Raw genomic sequence first — 17,777 nt, forward strand, 5'->3', positions numbered from 1 at the left:
TATAAAAAATAGAAAACAAAAAAACAAAGCAAAAAGCGCTTCATCAAGCCCAGTGCTCAATGAAGGTTTTTGCCTTATATTATAATGCCTTTATTCACTATCCTTATATTTCAATCTCTTCCGTTGAATCCGAAAGACCACCACTCTGCACGCCATTATTATTGGCTACCGCAAGAACATATACTTTATATTTAACACCTTTAACAATTAATGCACCATTAACATCTCTTCTCGAGGCTACAATTGTAGGATTCGTTCCGTTAGGCGTTATCGACGTATAATACGAGGATTTCACCTCAATTGCTTCCGCTGAACCAAAACCTTGTTTAGACGGAACCACCAGAATTCGATATTCCGAAATGTTAGACTCGTTAGAGGAACGGTTGAAACTTACTAGTATTTTACCCTCATCCACACTGTACGTTACATTGGTGACAGAGGTTACCGGCAGCTTAGTGGATAAAGTTATGGCATTCGACTCTGAGGACAACACATTAGTGCCTGAGTACTTGCCGCTGCCAATCGTTAACACATACACTCTGTAACTGATTCCACTCTTTATTAAATTTCCGTTTACGTCTCTGGCTGAAGAATCCAAGACTTGACTGGTGTTATTTCCTGAAGTGCCTACCGCTGTGTAATTGGAGCTAGAAACCGCATTTGCCTGGGTTAAACTAAAGCTGCTGTAATAGGAAGTAGGTACAATCAGGATTCGATACTGGCTAATGTACGTTTCATCTGTGGCATGGTTAAAGGATACTTTTAAATCCCTGCCGTCTTCGTAATCATTAACGTCCCTTACATCCAAGCTCGAAATAGGAGCCAATTTGTAATCTACATTCAACGTAATTAAAGGTGAACCAGAAGAAAGAACATTGCTGCCCGAGTAATTCCCGCTTCCGACGGTTAAAACATATACTCTGTAATTGATTCCACTCTTTATCAGGTTACCGCGCACGTCCCTTGATGACGAGGTTAACACTTGATTGGTGCTGGATCCTGTTGTGCTCACTACTGTGTAGTTGGAACTGTACACATTATTGGCGTCAGATAAACTAAAGCTGCTGTAATAGGAAGTAGGTACAACCAGGATGCGATACTGGCTAATATACGTTTCATTCGTAGCGTGGTCAAAGGATACTCTTAAATCCCGGCCATCATCATAGTCATTTACGTCGCTTACATCCAAATTGTAGACAGCACTCACATTGTAGTCAACAGCCAACGTAATTAATGTTGACTCCGTTGAGAGAATGTTGGTGCCCAAATTCTTCCCGCTTCCAATCGTTAACACATACACTCTGTAAGGTGTTCCATTCTTAATCAAATTACCACGCACGTCTCTTGCTGACGAGGCTAACACTTGACTGGTGCTAGATCCTGTTGTGCTCACCGTTGTGTAGTAAGAGCTGGAGACATTATTCGCCTCAGATAAACTAAAGTTGTTGGAATAAGCTGTAGGCACAACTAGAATTCGGTACTGGCTAATATACGTTTCATCTGTAGCGTGGTTAAAGGATACTTTTAAATCACGGCCATCTCCAAAGTCACTAACGTCGCTTACACTTAAATTAGAGACATTGACCGAGGACAGCGTAATCGCAGATGAAGCAGCAGACAATAAATTATTGGCTGTATTACTGCCACTATCTACACCCATAACAAACACACGGTAACCAACTCCCGTCTTAATGAGGGCTCCATCTACATCCCTCGCTCCAGACGATAAGATCTGGGTGATATTGGAACCTGTTTTGTTGACCTGTGTGTAATTTGAACTGCTAACAGCATTTGCTGCCGCCAAATTAAAAGAAGAATAATTAGTAGCTTTGACTACAAATATCCGGTAAGAACTCACCTTGGATTCATCCGATACCTTATTAAAGCTTACGGCTAAATCGCGGCCATCACTATAATCGCTCACATCACTTACTTGTACATTACTTGGGGCAACGACTACGGTATTAGTATTAAGCGATATAGTCGAAGAACTATACGAGAGAGCGCTGGTATTATTGCCTTTGCCCACTGCGAAAACATAAGCTACATAGGTTTGATTACCTTTAATGAGGTCACCATCCACATCCCTTGAATTTGCGGTCATTCTAATCGTAGGATTAGTGCCTGTAGCTAAAACAGTAGAATAATTGGCGGATGTAACCTTTTGTGCAGATGAGATATTAAAAGTGCTCCAAGCCTTTACAATCATTACCCGGTAATGATCCACAAGAGCTTCATTAGAAGATTGGGTGAAGCTGACCTGGAGATCACGGCCGTCACCGTTATCACTTACATCCTTTAACTGTACATTCGATGCCGGATTTACAGTTCCAGTTTTACCGCCGGAAGTCGTTATGGTCACCACTTTGGTACTTGGATTCCAACCCACATCATGACCCAATGACTCACTTACAAACCGTGTAGGAACCATCGTTCTTCCTTTCAAATTCTGACCCGGCACATCTAGAGTTACAGCTTTATTGTTAATCGTGGCTGTCTTTGAGCCAATCTTTAACATAATCGTTGTATCATCTTTAGTTGCAGTTACAGTTTGTGTTTTCTGATTCCACTTGATGGTGGCATTAAAGGCTTCAAAGATTGCCCGTAGGGGTACCATCGTCCGTCCATTTACCATCACCGGTGCTTGATCTGTGGACAATCGAACCCCATCAATAAAAATACTGATGGGCGCAGTAGCAGCTTTCACTGAAGATTGAAACATCATCGGCAAAACTAATAAGCCCACTAAAATAGAAATCCATAACTTCTTCACAGATTCACCCTCCTGGAATGACGAATACATTTTTTTCCTAACCTTTTGACGCTCCTACTAGGATAAAAGTTTCACGCATTATGGTTACAATATTTTAATCTGGAACCCGTTCCTTCGATCCGCCACAAACCGCTCTGTAAAAAGAAAAAGAAAGCGCAGTGTGCGCTCTCTCCTTTGTGTTATTCGCTGATACTTTTATCCACATTTTTCTTCGGAATTCCATCCAATCCGTACTCCCAATCATAAGCATCAAAAATCTTTCTCGCTACAGGTGCTGCACTGCTAGATCCAAATCCGCCTTCAGGAATAACTACAGCTACAGCAAGCTTTGGATTTTCACGTGGTGCAAAAGCTATAAATACTCCGTTATCACGGTTTATGTTTTTACTATCCGTCTGTTGTGAAGTCCCTGTTTTACGTGCAAAATCATAGGGGAAATCACCGAAGGCACCTTTAACGTCACTGTTCATCCCTTTCTTTATTTCCCGCCAATAGGATTTATCGAAAGTAGTCACTTCATCAAGCACTTCCCGTTTGAATTCTTTGATAACTTTACCTTTGGAGTCCGTGATCTTGCTTACTAGCTGTGGTTTGATTCGTTGCCCTTCATTGGCTAGTGTAGCCGCATATTGCGCCAACTGAAGAACGGTATAACGTCCCTGCTGCCCAAAAGAAGCATAAACAAGTGCCGACTGAACTGAACCCGCTTTAGCTTCAGCTTTATAATTCAGATCACCCAAGTATTCCCTTGGTAAACCTATCCCTGTTGGAACACCTAGACCGAATTCTTTCATATATGTGTCCCATACCCCAATGCCCTTAGACTTGTATTTGTCATACAATTTTTTCCCGATCATATCAACCATATATACGTTTGAAGATTTTTCAATGGCTGTATAAGGATACAAAGAGCCGTATACATGATTGGATGAGTTCCTTACATTAGTCTCATGTCCTTCTCTACCAAATGAGGTGATCCCTTTATCTTGATAGGTAGAAGAAGTACTTATAAAGCCCTCTTTTAAGCCAATTAACACACTCAATGGTTTTATGGTCGAACCGAGCAGCACAGTAGATTCAAAATTATGCCCTGATCTTCCCGATGAGTATGGAGTTATTGTTCCATTTTGGTAATGCTTTTCAATTTTTTTATACACCTCTGGAGAGATCGAACCCGTAGCCCAGCTGTTGGTATCATAGTCAGGCATACTTGCCATAGCAATAACATTACCTGTATCCACTTCCATGGCTACAGCGTAACCTGTTAGAGCATCAGGATGTGTTTCTCCCTGAACGGTGTGTGAATGCAACCACTGAATCTGATCTTTAATGGCTTCTTCGGTCTTCAGCTGAATTTTTTTATTAAGGGTCGTCCAGATAGTGCTTCCTTTGACCGGGGGTTCAATACTCACAATTTTTTCTGCCATATTCTGCGGATCTACAGAAACTTCCTTATAACCATTCTGTCCCCGAAGCTCCTTCTGGTATTGCAGCTCCAAGCCATCAAAGCCTACTAGCTCATCCTCTTTATAGTTAAGTCCAGGGTGCTGATTATTTTTCATCGCCTGAAGTACATCCTTATAAAGATCTAAACTAGTAGAGGATTTGGAAAATTTCACGTAGCCAACAGCTTGTACAGCCACCGTATCGGTATCATAATGCCTGCTGCTTTCCTCTATCACTTCAAGGTTTGGATATTCGTTTTTGTGTTCTAAAAAATAAGCGATTTCTTTCTTAGTTAAACCTGATTTAATTCTTCTCGCTACATAACCAGAGAGTTTTTTTGAATATAAATCCATAGACTCAAGGATCTCTTCTGTGGTTAGTTTTTTCTCATTAGGATCACCATAAGTTTCGAAGGCTTCTGCTAACTTGCTGGCGAGCGCCTTTGATTTATTATTTGCCTCAGCAGTTAAGGTAACTTTTTTCGTAGTTTTATCTGTTTTTGTTGCGGTATATTCCTTATCCAAAGTAAGGTACAAAGATTGAACGGGCGTTGAGTATGCCAATTTCTCACCATCAGCAGCGAGGATATTCCCTCTCAATGCCGATAATGCCACTATTTTCGTATCCCGATTAGCCTCAGCTTCAGATAACGTAGGTCCTTCGACAAATTGCAAGACCGCAAGGCGTAGGATAATCACACAAAAAATAATAAAAGTGCTAAAGAAAAAAATGTTGATTCTTAATTCGCCAGAGTTGTTAATAGTTTTGCTGTCGTCTTGTACACCTTTTCTGTCGAAGAGCCTCACATAATCCCACTCCTTATTTCCAAAATTCTACAGCATAAGATTAAAGTATAAACTAGCAAATGGAAATATACAAAATTAAGAATAATAGTTAAATAATTGTTCACAAATCGATAATATCCAATTAAAAAAGCAGCTTTCCCCGGTATGGGAGAATCGCTGCTTTTTGTTTATGGGCGTTGGTGGCCTGCACCAATAAATTGTCATCATTCGTTGAGGCCTACGGACTCAGATGACGTTATATGCGCATTTTTAGCCTTTGGAGCTTGGTTTCGGACTCCAATGACGTTATTTCATAGGAAGAAGGGCAAATCGGGTGCTTTTCATGCCAATAGCGACTATGCGGTCCGTTGTCACTTCAAATGCGAAATAAAGCTGCGTTTAAGGTCATCTGTGTCCGATAGCTGTAGCGTAAGGAAGGGGAATTTTAAACAGATGAAACGATGTTTGAGGCGTTCTTGATGGAGCAAGCTCTAATTAATCAGGGGGTGCCCAGCAGCCATTTTACGGCTGATGGGGCACCCTCTGATTTTTTCTTATAACAAAATCTACACTTTTCTAACCTGTGACCGGTACATTAAAAACAAGAAATACGGAGCCCCAATCAGCATAATAATAAGGCCTGAAGGGATTTCTTTCGGCGCCATTATGGTTCTTCCGAGCGTATCGGCAATGACGAGCATCAAGCCGCCAAGTAATCCTGACAAAACAATCGAGCGTCTCGTATGATGACCAATCATCATCCGCACCGCATGCGGCGCCATGAGTCCGAGAAAGCCAATTGTTCCCACACTTGCAACGGCTCCCGCTGCAAGCAAAACGCCGATAATCATAGCCCAAAGCCGCGTTCCTCGAACCGGCAAGCCCAATCCTGTTGAACTCTCGTCACCAAATGCCAACAAATCGCATTTTCGGCCCAAATAGTATGCAATCGGAACAAGTACAAGCAGGAATGCAAATAGGATGTAAAATTGATTCCAGCTTCGTCCATAAGTCGAACCCGTTAACCAAATTAAGGAGCTACTGCTCCATAAACTTCCTTTGACGATCATGACCTGGATTCCGGCAGAGGCAATAGCAGAAACTGCAATTCCAAGCAAGATCAGAACCGATGGATTCAAGGACCTGCGCCAGGCCATAAAAAAGACAAAAGCTGCAGCCAGTGCCCCACCCACGATTGCGGCAAGCGGAACTGCAAATACCGTCAATGCTGGCCAAACGGTCATTACGGCCAAAGCACCAAAGCCAGCCCCTGAGGTCACACCAATAATAGAGGCATCTGCCAGTGGATTTCGAACAGCACTCTGAATCAGTACACCACTGATTGCAAGTGCGATCCCTCCTGCAGCCGCTACGAGTGTACGGGGAAGCCGTAAATTCAGCAGGACGGAATAGGATTGATCCCCCCTATGGAACAGACTGCTCAGCAATTCGCTGATCGGTATTTTTGTTCCCCCAAATGATAAGCTTACCAGGATAATAGCAATCAGCAGCACAGTCATAACTATAGCCGTCGGCACAAAGCGCAGACGCAGTCCCGCCCCACCGATACTCATCGATGATTGGCCAGCGCCTGAGCCCGATATATTTTTCATCTTGGTGAGTACCAGCCAAATGAGCCACGGGGCTCCAATAATCGCCATAACTGCACCAACAGGCATTTCACCCACACTGCTTCGCACTACACGCGCTAGCGTATCCGCTGCCGTGATGAGCAAGGCTCCCCACAACGCGCTTGCAGGAATGAGCAGGCGATGCTTGCGAATTCCACTAAGCCGGACAAGATGGGGAGCCACTAAGCCGACGAAGCCAATCGGGCCGACCACGCTGACTACAACCGCAGCCATTAATACCGATAGGCCAAGCCCCGTCGCCCGAATTAACCCTACTCGCTGTCCAAGTGAACGGGCCGTTGACTCATCGAGCTCCAGCGCATCAAATTGTCTGCCGGCAAATATCGCTGCCAATAGCAGCACTACGACAAAAGGCCAGGCATATATAACACCGTCCCAATCCAACTGGATTAGGGAACCTGAACCCCATAAAAACAGATTTTGTGTTTCTGTTCTTTTAAAAATATGTATGGCCGATGTAAACGCTCCGAGCACCATGGAGACGATCATACCTGACAAAGCCAGCCGAACAGGTGTGGCCGCCTTGCCTCCACTCAATAAATAAGCGGCTAAAGCAGCAAGCAGTCCCCCTGCAACTGCCAACAAAAATGGAAACTCATGCTGCAAAGCAGGAAAAGCTACCATACCAAGCACGACCATAAAGTATGCCCCGGCATTAATCCCAAGTGTATCTGAGGAAGCAAGCGGGTTCTTCGTTATAGTTTGCAATAATGCCCCAGCCACAGCCAGAGCAGCCCCGGCCAGCAGACCAATAACTGTACGTGGCATGCGGATATCCCAGAGCAGATTATGTTCAATTATATCTTGGCGATTCAGCAAGCCATCTATTACAGTAGCTGCAGGGATCTTGGCTTCCCCAAAGCCCAAACTTAAAACGAACAGAATGAAGAGGACGGCAAAGCCGCCCCCAAATATTCCAATGATCCGCCAGTTCATGCCGATAGAGGCTTCTTTGCTACTCTTTTCGTTCATAACCGCACTCATTTCGTTAATGTATTTACAACTTCATCCACGATAACTTTGGAGGAGATCGGACCGCCGAACACCCAAGTAGTACTGCTCAATCCGAAGGTGCGATTCTCTTTCACAAAGTTAAGGCCATTCCAAACGGAATTATCCTTCAGTTCTTTCGTGAAAATATTATCATCCTCTTGGACGATATAGATCAGATTTGTATCCTGAACCGCAGGCAATGCTTCAACTGTAGAGGTGCTGAATCCGTAAACTTCGAAATTTTCAGGTTTCCAGTCGTTTTTCAGACCGATCCGATCCAAAGTTTGTACCGCAAGTGAATTATCTGTAAAAAGACGCATCGTTGCTGCATTCTGGTAGCTGTATGCTTGTGTCAGTACATAGTTCAAGCCTTCTTTGCCTGCATCAGCCAGCTTTGCCTTTGCATCTGCATAATGTGCATCCAAATCAGCAAGAACCTTATCGGCTTCTGCTGTTTTACCTACTGCCGCTGCAATCGTTTTGAAAGTATCTTCCATCAGCGTGTACTGATTACCTTCTCCTTCATTCGGATACAAGCCGAAAATCAGTGTTGGAGCGATACTTTTAAGTTGATCATAAATTCCTTCATGCCCACCCGTATTGGCAATAATCAGATCAGGCTTTAATGAAGCAATTGTCTCCAGATCTGGCTCGTCACGGGAACCAACATCAGTCACGTTTGCATCAAGTGGTGCTTCAGAAGTCACATACAGCTTATAGTTTTCGTTATCTGCGTTACCTACTGGCTGCACTCCCAGTGCAATAACATCCTCCGTAAAGGTCCATTCCAATACCACAACTCTTTGCGCAGGTTTGTCCAGCGTAATCTCACCTTTAGAATCCTTTAAAACAATAGGACCGCTTGTAGATTCACTGCCCGCGTTTTCAGCAGCTGGTTTATCAGTTGCTCCCGCGTTCGATGTTGAATTGTTCTTTTGGTTAGTACCACAGCCTGATACGACCAATATGATAGCAACAACCATAAATAAACTAATTAACTTTTTGTGCATTTACTTTATCCCCCTGGATTCAACGTTCGAAGTTTATTCTATGATAACAGTTATCAATCTATTGATAATGATTATCACAGAAAACATATTAGTAATCTTATACGCGATTCTCCCGAAAGTCAAAGTTAAAATTTAAGGCTTAACCGTCCCTACTCCATGATCTGGTTTGTAATTCTTTCAATGTGTATGGTCAGATACAGCATTTCATCATTTGTTAACTCCCGATTATATGTTTTATCAATATAGATTTTAATTTTCTCAACGCTTGCGAAAGCTTCCTTATACTGCTGCTTTACCAAAATAAATAAGCCATTCTCATTATCAGGAGGTGGAGTACCGTTGATGAGACGTTGTGCAAAAAATTTCAAATGAGTGATAAAACGGTAATAAGCAAGGGACTCCTCTTCGTACTCTAGCCTGAAATGGCGCTTCACGATATTTAGGATGTCGTTCATGATCTTGGTGATATTCACCATGTTAGGCATCTCTTCATTTAGTTCTGCATTCACCAGATGGAGCGCAATATGTCCGGCCTCATCTTCGGGAAGTCTGACTCCGAGCTTGGAATGTATAATTTGAAGCGCAGCTTTCCCAACTTCATATTCTTCTTTATAGAATTTTTTGATTTCCCAAAGCATGGCGTTTTTAATCTTCATCCCTTTTGAGAATCTCTCCAGCGCAAAACTGATATGATCTGTCAGACTAACATAAATACTGTCATCCAGCATTTTACCGAGCTGCAGTTTGGCGAAGTTAATAATCTCTTCTGAGAGCTCCATGTGCTCGATTGGAATCTCGGAAAGCAGCGTTTTTAGCTTATCTGAAAGTTTTTGATTACTTAAAGTGAATATCTTTTCAATTTTATCTTCTTCTAAAAAGTCTCCACGTTTTTTCTTAAAGGCCAGTCCTCTTCCCATAACTACTAGTTCAAAATTTTGGTCATCTATGACAGTAACAACATTGTTGTTTAACACTTTTTCGATCCGCATATTACAGCTCCTTACCTTTTCATCTTACGAAGCTAGCACTTTTTTATAGTATTCTATAATAAAAAATCGATCTCTAAGTAGCAGTACTAAGAGATCGATTCCATTCATACCTTATGACTCTTCAATAGATCACACTACAACAGTCAGCAAATCTTCACCCGGTGTAATAACTGTTTTATTGGTACCAATCACATCACTATAATTAGCCGTATTGGTAATAATTATCGGTGTTGTGCATTGATAACCTTCATTTTTTATTTGTTCAAAATCAAACTCAATCAATAGATCACCCTGTTTAACGGTTGCTCCTTCTTGCACCTTCACATCAAAGTATTTACCTTTTAGCTTCACGGTTTCTATACCGATATGAATCAAGACCTCAACACCCTCATCCGATACTACCGCAATACAATGACCTGTTCTGAAAATAGTGGATACAACTCCACTTACCGGAGAATAAAGCTTACCTTCTGTGGGTTCAATTGCAATCCCCTTGCCCATTGCTTCAGAAGCAAAGGCAGCATCATTTACTGAGGTTAACGGGATTACGTTACCAGCCAGAGGGCTTACAACGGTTGAACTTTTAACGGCGTGAGGGAGGATAACCTCGCTTTTTTCAGTATTCGTTTTTTCTTCTACAATATTCACTTTCTTTTTATCTTCATAACCAAATACCATGGTAATTACCATAGCCAATACAATGGTCACACCTGCTATAATCGCTTGAACGACCAGCGGAGAGAATGCGGGAAGACTTAATACGCTCACAAATGCGAAGACTTCCATCTTCACTTTGAAAAGACCACTAAGTGCTCCACCTACACCGCCGGCAATGGTTACATAAATGAAAGTCCGTTTGTAACGAGTCAGCAAACCGTAAATAATAGGTTCTGTTACACCGGAAAGCGCGCCTGGTATAAATGTACTGCCGGCCAATGTTTTCAACTGTTTGTCCTTTGTTTTCAGGAAGATACCCAACGCTACACCCAGCTGCGCGAAGATGGCCATGCCGGCCATTGCATATATTGGATCTCCACCCTTAGCAATGTTCTCAAGAATAATTGGCACAAGTCCCCAGTGCAATCCGAGTACAGTCAAATACGTCCAAGCTATTCCCACAATTGCCCCTGTAACAATACCGCTTTTCGTACTGAGGAACAAAATAGCGTCTCCAATTAAATTCCCTACATTCACGCCAAACGGTCCGAAAGCCAAAATAGTTAACGGAACAATCACAATCAAACATAGCATAGGGACCAAGAACATCTGCAAATCCTTGTGTATAAACTTTCTTAGCTGCTTATCCAATAAAGCGTATATACAGATGGCGATAAAAATCGGAAACACGCTTGATGAATAGTCCGAAATTACTAAAGGAATACCTAAAAAATGTGGAGATTCAACACTTGATAATCCCGTAATATTAGGTTCAAGTAAAGCCGCACCGATACTGCCACCCACATAAGCATTAACACCCAGCCTAATCGATAACGTAATTCCTAAGAAAATGGGTAGAAAATAAAACACAGCATTACTAGCGCCGGCTAATACTTTGTAAGTTTCACTATCCGCACTTAGAACATGTAACGAAGCAAGTACGGTTAATAGCGCTTTCAACATACCCGCACCTGCTAAAGCACCAATCAGAGGCGAAAAGCTTCTAGAAATAACATCAAAAATCAGAGTCCCTATAGGTTTCTTTACCTTGTTCTCGCCAGAGTCACTGTTAGGGGATATGGATTTGGCAATTTCTTTATACACATCAGCAACATGGGTACCCACTATAACTTGAAACTGTCCCCCTTTGCTAACTACCCCAATAATCCCTTTCATTTTTCCCAAATTTTCTTTATCAGCTTTTTGCTCATCGTTAAGTGTGAATCTTAGTCGCGTGGCACAATGAATCACATTGTTAATATTTTTCTCCCCACCGACAGATTGAATAATGTCTTTACTTAGCTGTTCATAACTCATTTTTATACACCCCTTTGTAACAGATCAATTAATCACCGATATCAGGGAACACAAAAAAACCTAAATCACATCTATGTACGAGAGAGATTATCCCCGTAATCATAAATGAAACTTAGGTTTTGCCTGCTATGCAGTAGCAATCCTGATATCCGATTAATTTATTATTTACAAATTAACATGTTCAATTAATGATGTCAACAATAAACCAGAGCCTGTATAATATTGGATAACAAAAAAAGCCCTGATAAATCAAGAATAACTTGATTATCAGGACTTTTTTTTTAGAACAGGCTTTGTCCGTTGGATTCAATTACTTCTTTGTACCAGTGGAAGGACTTCTTACGGTATCTGTCCAGTGTACCTGAACCATCATCATGACGATCTACATAAATGAAACCATAACGTTTCTTCAGCTCGGCGCTTGTTGCGCTAACCAAGTCGATGCAGCCCCAGCTTGTGTATCCCATAACTTCCACGCCATCAGCAATAGCTTCCGCTACTTGAACCAAATGATCTTGCAAATAATTGATCCGGTAATCATCGTTTACGATCTTCTCACCGTTCCCGTCTACAACCAGCTGATCGACGGCGCCAAGGCCATTTTCCACGATAAACAGCGGTTTTTGGTATCGGTCATAGAACATATTCATCACATAACGCAAGCCCTGCGGATCGATCTGCCAACCCCATTCGCTCGCTTCCAGATACGGATTCGGTACCCCGCCCAGCAGGTTTCCTTCTCCTCTGATCTGTTTCTCAGGATCGGCTGTTTCACATGTGCTCATATAGTAACTGAACGATATGAAATCCACGGTATGCTTCAGAATTTCTTCGTCCCCTGACTCGAAATGAATGTGAATTCCATTTTCCTTAAAGAACCGTTTCATATAGCCTGGATAATAACCTCTGCTATGAACATCCGCAAAAAACATATTTTTGTGATCACTTTGCATCGCCTTGATCAAGTCGTCCGGATGCGGAGTGAGCGGATAAATTGGCATGCTCAGCACCATGCAGCCTATTTTGAAATCAGGATTGATCTCATGACCGATTTTTACCGCCAAAGCACTTGCAATGAACTCATGGTGAATGGCCTGATACAGATCCTGCTTACTCAATTTTTCCAATGGAGTATTGATTCCGCCACTCATAAATGGGAACTCTAGGATAGAATTGATCTCATTAAAGGTCAGCCAGTATTTGACCTTGTTCTTGTAACGATTAAAGATCGTTCTCACATAACGCTCGTAAAATTCCACCATCTTACGGTTAACCCATCCATCATACTCTCGTGCCAAATGCAGCGGGGTCTCATAATGGGAGATCGTAACTAGCGGTTCGATGCCGTATTTATGACACTCGTCGAACAGGTCGTCGTAGAACTGCAAGCCCTGTTCATTCGGCTCCAGCTCGTCCCCTTTCGGGAAAATCCGGGACCAGGCAATAGACGTCCGGAATACTTTAAAGCCCATTTCCGCAAACAGCTTAATATCTTCTTTATATCGGTGATAGAAATCGATACCAATCAACTTCATGTTATCGTCGGTAGGAACTTCTGTAGGCGCAGACTTAATGCCATGCGGCATGACATCTTGGGTAGACCAGCCTTTGCCATCATCCTGATATGCCCCTTCAAGCTGGTTAGCGGCTACAGCCCCACCCCATAGGAATCCTTCTGGAAATTGTAAGTTCATATTTCTTCCCGCCTTTGCTATTGTGATAGTATAGGTTTACTGCTCTAATCCGAATCCTAAACCTTGGAACGCGTTACATGTCAAGGATTAATCTTGCAAAGGAGATAAGCCGATGTCCACACTTGACGAAATTGCTAAGCTGTCGGGCTTTTCCAAAGCTACGGTATCCCGAGTCCTGAACGATTCTCCCCATGTCAGCAAGGAAACTAGGGAGAAAATTCTCGCCATTATGAAAGAGACGGACTATGTTCCCAATCGGAATGCCATATCTTTATCCAAAGGCCAAACCCAGCAAATCGGCATGATTACCTTAGACCTCAACGAGCTTATTTTGTGCTTCATGAACAGCTTCGTCGAAATTTCCGGCCGTTACGGGTATCAGACGATTATTTATACCACCGGCGGTGATAAGCAAAAGGAACTTCAGGCCTTCGAGGATCTCAAACAAAAAAGAGTCGACGCTCTGCTTATTCTGACCGCTGTTAACGATAAAAATGTCATAACTTCCTACTGCAAATACGGCCCGATTGTGTCTTGGCAACGCATGGACCATCCTGAAATACCGTCAGTTGCCATGAACCAATATGATGGATATGCACTCGCTCTAGAGCATTTGATAGAGCGGGGTTATACGCGTATCGCTAATGCTTTTGGCCGCCCAAGCAGCATAAATACCCAAAGTAGACGACTAGCTTATGAGCAAATCATGACCAAATATAATCTTCCCATCGTTGAGAAATGGTATTACTCCACGATTTATGGAATCCGTGACGGAGAGCAATTGGTGCGAACCCTAATTGGACAACCCGATCAGCCGGATGCTATTCTGTGCTCCAATGATTTGGTGGCGGTGGGCGTTCTGAGCGAAGCACGTAGACAGCAGCTGGATGTGCCCCGTGATCTAGCCATCATTGGTTTTGATAATTCGGAGCTGTCACAGACACTCGGAATTACCACTGTTCGGAATCCGATTGCGGGACAGGCGGAGAACGCCTTTCTTCTGCTGGCTCCAACCCTGCTTGGACTGGATATGGAGCTGCAGCCCCTATCGTTCCAACTGATCGAACGGGAGACAACATAGGTTGCCCATTCCCAGAAGATTACGACTGTACATTCCATAAAAAAAAGTAAAATTGTATTGAAAATTATGATGAAAATGGGTGTTTTTTATGACAAATAATGTATTGAATCCTAGGGTTGATAAATTCTTAAGTAAAGCGAAACAATGGCGGGAAGAATATGAGCAGTTGAGAACGATCGTGCTTGATTGCGGGCTGACCGAAGATTATAAGTGGATGCATCCATGTTACACATTTGATGATAAAAACATAGTATTAATTCATGGATTTAAAGAATATTGTGCGCTTCTCTTTCACAAAGGTGCCTTGTTACAGGATCCCAATGGGATTCTAATTCAACAAACAGAAAATGTGCAGGCAGCGCGCCAAATTCGGTTTACGAATGTGCAACAAATCGTTGAAATGGAAGCTGTTCTGAAAGCCTACATTCAAAATGCCATAGAAGTTGAAAAAGCGGGTTTGGAAGTCGAATTAAAAAAGAAAGAGGATTACCTCATTCCTGAAGAGCTTCAGACTAAATTCGCTGAACTTCCTGGCTTGAAAACTGCTTTTGAAGCCCTAACGCCTGGACGGCAAAACGCATATATTTATCATTTTTCTCAAGCCAAACAATCCAAAACCCGCGTATCCCGAATTGAAAAATTCATCCCGCAAATCCTTGAGGGCAAGGGATTAAATGATTAGCGTTGCTGACAATGAGTCAATTAAGCCTTAGGGTTAGTTGACTCATTTTTTAATTTGTCTTCTTCTAACTGCTTGTAATAATCCTCAACAAAGGCCTTGAACTTTTTAGCGACATTAGTCATGTACCGGTTGGTATACCATGAGATTTCAATGGTGCGGGTACTTATGGGTTCTTCAATGGGAAGAAGCACGACAGAGGATCCTTGAGACCCCCCCCAAGTTACAGCGGGGATAAAAGAAACCCCTAGTCCCGAACGGACTAGACTGCGTACCATCGAAGGCTCATCGCATTCATAAATGATACGCGGAGCAAATCCGGCGGCGTGACATAGAGAATCCGTCGTGTCGCGCAGCTGCTTGCCTATTTTCAAACTAATAAAACCGTCTTCCGCGAGTTCATTCAGACGTACACTTTTACGGGTTGCGAGCCTGTGCTCATTAGGAACCGCCAGCAGGATTTCTTCCGTTAATACCGGTGTCGACACTGTTCCTGGAATCTTGAGCGGAGTAGAAGAAATACACAAATCAAAAGCCGGATAACGTGAGATCTCCTGATCCTGCTGCAATAGCTTGAATTGAGCTTCCGGGTATTTCTGACGAAATAATGTGATCATATCCGGAAGCAAATAGGAACCCGCTTGGATAAAAATCACTACAGTTCCTGTCGGTCGCTCAGACAAGTCCAATAGCTCTGTTTTCCCCTCCTCTAACGTTTGTAGGGCTAAATCAACTTTCACAAGAAACCGCTTTCCATATTCATTTAATCGAATGTATTTTCCTGTGCGATCAAACAATTTGACGTTTAATTCGCCCTCAAGATTTTTGATCATTTTACTTATAGCAGGCTGTGAGATTTGGAGTATTTCGGCTGCTTGGGTCATATTCTCAAGCTTTGCAACCGTTTGAAAGTACCGAAGCGAAAGTAAATCCAACGAACCCACCCTCTTCTATAACCTTAGAGTTATGTATTTTATATATAATAATATATTTTTCATCATCATAGCAGAACACTATAATAAAGAGAATTAAAAATACATAAGAATCTGCAGGAGAAAGGGGAACTATAAATGAGCACACGAGAACCCATGGAAGAAATTATTACAGTCTCCAGCGGTCAGCTTAAAGGCATACGTCTGCCAACACTTGGGGCGATCGCATGGTTAGGGATTCCTTATGCGGAACCTCCCATAGATAAGCTCAGATGGAAAGCACCGCGTGAGATAGAACCTTGGACAGGTGTATTGCCTGCATGCCATTTTAATAATAGCAGTGTCCAATTCATTCAAGGGGAACCTGGCGGCAGTGAAGATTGCCTCTTTTTGAATATTTGGCGACCGGATCATGCCGAGGCAGGCTTACCCGTATTCGTCTTCCTCCACGGCGGCGGAAATATTGGGGGTTCGGGACGGGATTTTCAAGCTGGAGAATTGGCGTGTAAGACAAATAGTATAGTGGTTACAGTGAATTACCGTTTAGGAGCAATGGGATTTTTCCGGCATCCCTCACTCCGAACCGGGGACCCCTTGGATGACTCAGGAAATTACGGTCTCCTCGATGTTCTTCATGCGCTAAAGTGGCTGCGCAATAACATTGTTTGCTTTGGGGGAAATCCAGGGAACATAACATTAGGGGGCCAGTCTGCAGGTGCAAGAAATGCATTAGCTGCTTACCTTTCACCGCTGGGCAGAGGGCTCTTTCATAAGCTTTTTATTATGAGCGGAGGTTTAACAACGGCTGTTACGGAGCAAAGCGAAGAAAAAGCAGATGACATTTTAACAGAGTTATTAATAAAAACAGGAATGGTCAGCACTCAAGGTGAGGCAAGAGTATGGATTTCCACACAATCTGCGGATAAGATTTCCGCCTTCCTATATCGTCAGAATGCCTTTCACTTTGTCGAAATCATTCGTGAGACGGGGCTTCAGATGGCTGCTTTTCCCCATTTGATCGAAGATGGCACGGTCATTCCTATTGGTGGCTTCGACAATCTAAATAACCGCGATCACCCTTCCCTGCCGATCATCCTTGGCAGCACTGCCAGCGAATTCTCCGAGTTCACTTTATGGGATACTCATTTCTTCTCCCTAGTGCAAAAGGAAGAGTTAGCCGGAAATCTGGAAGAAAAGAAGCTCTATGAAGCTGCAGTCCAATATGGGAGCGATCTGTATGCAGAATTTAATGTAGAGCAGACTACAGAGATATTATTAAGTGCGATTCCGGAGATGCCCATCTATGCTTACCGCTTCGCCTGGGGGTTAAGAGACGGAGTGATCGATCCTTATATCCGTTTTCTTATGGGTGCCCCGCATGGTGCAGACATCCCCTTCTATACAGGTGACTTTTCCGGTGTCCAGGAAAGATTTCCTGCGGATGTAATTTCCGAGCATAACGAGCCTGGGCGTAACATGCTCTCTTCCCTAATGAGGGACTATTTACGGCATTTCCTATATACCGGTAATCCTAATGCTGAGGGACAACCTGCTTGGCAACGATACACCCCTAATCCCCGGTCTGCGGAAATTCTCTGGTTAGATGCTAGCCAGGATCAAACTATTGTTCAATCCGTCTGCAAACTTGTAAAAAAAGATATCCTGTCCCAAATGGACAATGATCCCCGTTTAGCAGCAGAACAGCGCAATTGGCTAAAAAACAATTTATTTGCGGGACGTTTTTTCTGGTAAGATAAATGATTGTAGAA

Annotated in this window: 11 protein-coding genes; 3 read left to right on the top strand and 8 right to left on the bottom strand. The window is 42.9% G+C overall.

The features are described 5' to 3' along the window. Window positions 1-103 precede the first annotated feature (103 nt). From MHB37_RS27170 to MHB37_RS27200, 7 genes are all read right to left on the bottom strand, one after another. The gene (locus MHB37_RS27170) at window positions 104-2,773 is read right to left on the bottom strand and encodes a copper amine oxidase N-terminal domain-containing protein (protein WP_405168711.1); all 2,670 of its coding nucleotides are present in this window, start codon (window positions 2,771-2,773) and stop codon (window positions 104-106) included. A gap of 179 nt (window positions 2,774-2,952) precedes the next feature. Further along, window positions 2,953-5,025: a peptidoglycan D,D-transpeptidase FtsI family protein gene (locus MHB37_RS27175; protein ID WP_405168712.1), complete on the bottom strand. Its 2,073-nt coding sequence runs from the start codon at window positions 5,023-5,025 to the stop codon at window positions 2,953-2,955. A 545-nt stretch (window positions 5,026-5,570) separates the two neighbouring features. Further along, on the bottom strand, window positions 5,571-7,628 hold the full coding sequence (locus MHB37_RS27180) for an iron ABC transporter permease (protein ID WP_405168713.1): 2,058 nt from the start codon (window positions 7,626-7,628) through the stop codon (window positions 5,571-5,573). An 8-nt stretch (window positions 7,629-7,636) separates the two neighbouring features. Continuing rightward, complete coding sequence (locus MHB37_RS27185; protein WP_076277177.1) at window positions 7,637-8,659, bottom strand: ABC transporter substrate-binding protein; 1,023 nt, start codon at window positions 8,657-8,659, stop codon at window positions 7,637-7,639. A 149-nt stretch (window positions 8,660-8,808) separates the two neighbouring features. After that, the gene (gene licT / locus MHB37_RS27190) at window positions 8,809-9,648 is read right to left on the bottom strand and encodes a BglG family transcription antiterminator LicT (RefSeq protein WP_341164371.1); all 840 of its coding nucleotides are present in this window, start codon (window positions 9,646-9,648) and stop codon (window positions 8,809-8,811) included. A gap of 129 nt (window positions 9,649-9,777) precedes the next feature. Next, window positions 9,778-11,622, bottom strand: a complete 1,845-nt coding sequence (locus MHB37_RS27195) for a beta-glucoside-specific PTS transporter subunit IIABC (RefSeq protein ID WP_405168714.1) — start codon at window positions 11,620-11,622, stop codon at window positions 9,778-9,780. A gap of 281 nt (window positions 11,623-11,903) precedes the next feature. Beyond that, on the bottom strand, window positions 11,904-13,316 hold the full coding sequence (locus tag MHB37_RS27200; RefSeq protein ID WP_076281970.1) for a glycoside hydrolase family 1 protein: 1,413 nt from the start codon (window positions 13,314-13,316) through the stop codon (window positions 11,904-11,906). Between the two features lie 112 nt (window positions 13,317-13,428). Between MHB37_RS27200 and MHB37_RS27205 the strand changes: the two genes are divergently transcribed. Both MHB37_RS27205 and MHB37_RS27210 read left to right on the top strand, forming a co-directional pair. Further along, on the top strand, window positions 13,429-14,397 hold the full coding sequence (locus MHB37_RS27205) for a LacI family DNA-binding transcriptional regulator (protein ID WP_076184812.1): 969 nt from the start codon (window positions 13,429-13,431) through the stop codon (window positions 14,395-14,397). A gap of 88 nt (window positions 14,398-14,485) precedes the next feature. Further along, the gene (locus tag MHB37_RS27210) at window positions 14,486-15,079 is read left to right on the top strand and encodes a YdeI family protein (RefSeq protein ID WP_076098816.1); all 594 of its coding nucleotides are present in this window, start codon (window positions 14,486-14,488) and stop codon (window positions 15,077-15,079) included. A 20-nt stretch (window positions 15,080-15,099) separates the two neighbouring features. Here MHB37_RS27210 and MHB37_RS27215 read toward each other — a convergent pair whose 3' ends face one another. Continuing rightward, the gene (locus MHB37_RS27215) at window positions 15,100-16,011 is read right to left on the bottom strand and encodes a LysR family transcriptional regulator (RefSeq protein ID WP_076194098.1); all 912 of its coding nucleotides are present in this window, start codon (window positions 16,009-16,011) and stop codon (window positions 15,100-15,102) included. 135 nt (window positions 16,012-16,146) lie between these two features. Here MHB37_RS27215 and MHB37_RS27220 point away from each other — a divergent pair, with 135 nt between their 5' ends. Further along, complete coding sequence (locus MHB37_RS27220; RefSeq protein WP_076194093.1) at window positions 16,147-17,760, top strand: carboxylesterase family protein; 1,614 nt, start codon at window positions 16,147-16,149, stop codon at window positions 17,758-17,760. Window positions 17,761-17,777: the final 17 nt, after the last annotated feature.

Source organism: Paenibacillus sp. FSL H3-0286 (assembly GCF_045040705.1).
Lineage (GTDB): Bacteria > Bacillota > Bacilli > Paenibacillales > Paenibacillaceae > Paenibacillus_AQ > Paenibacillus_AQ odorifer.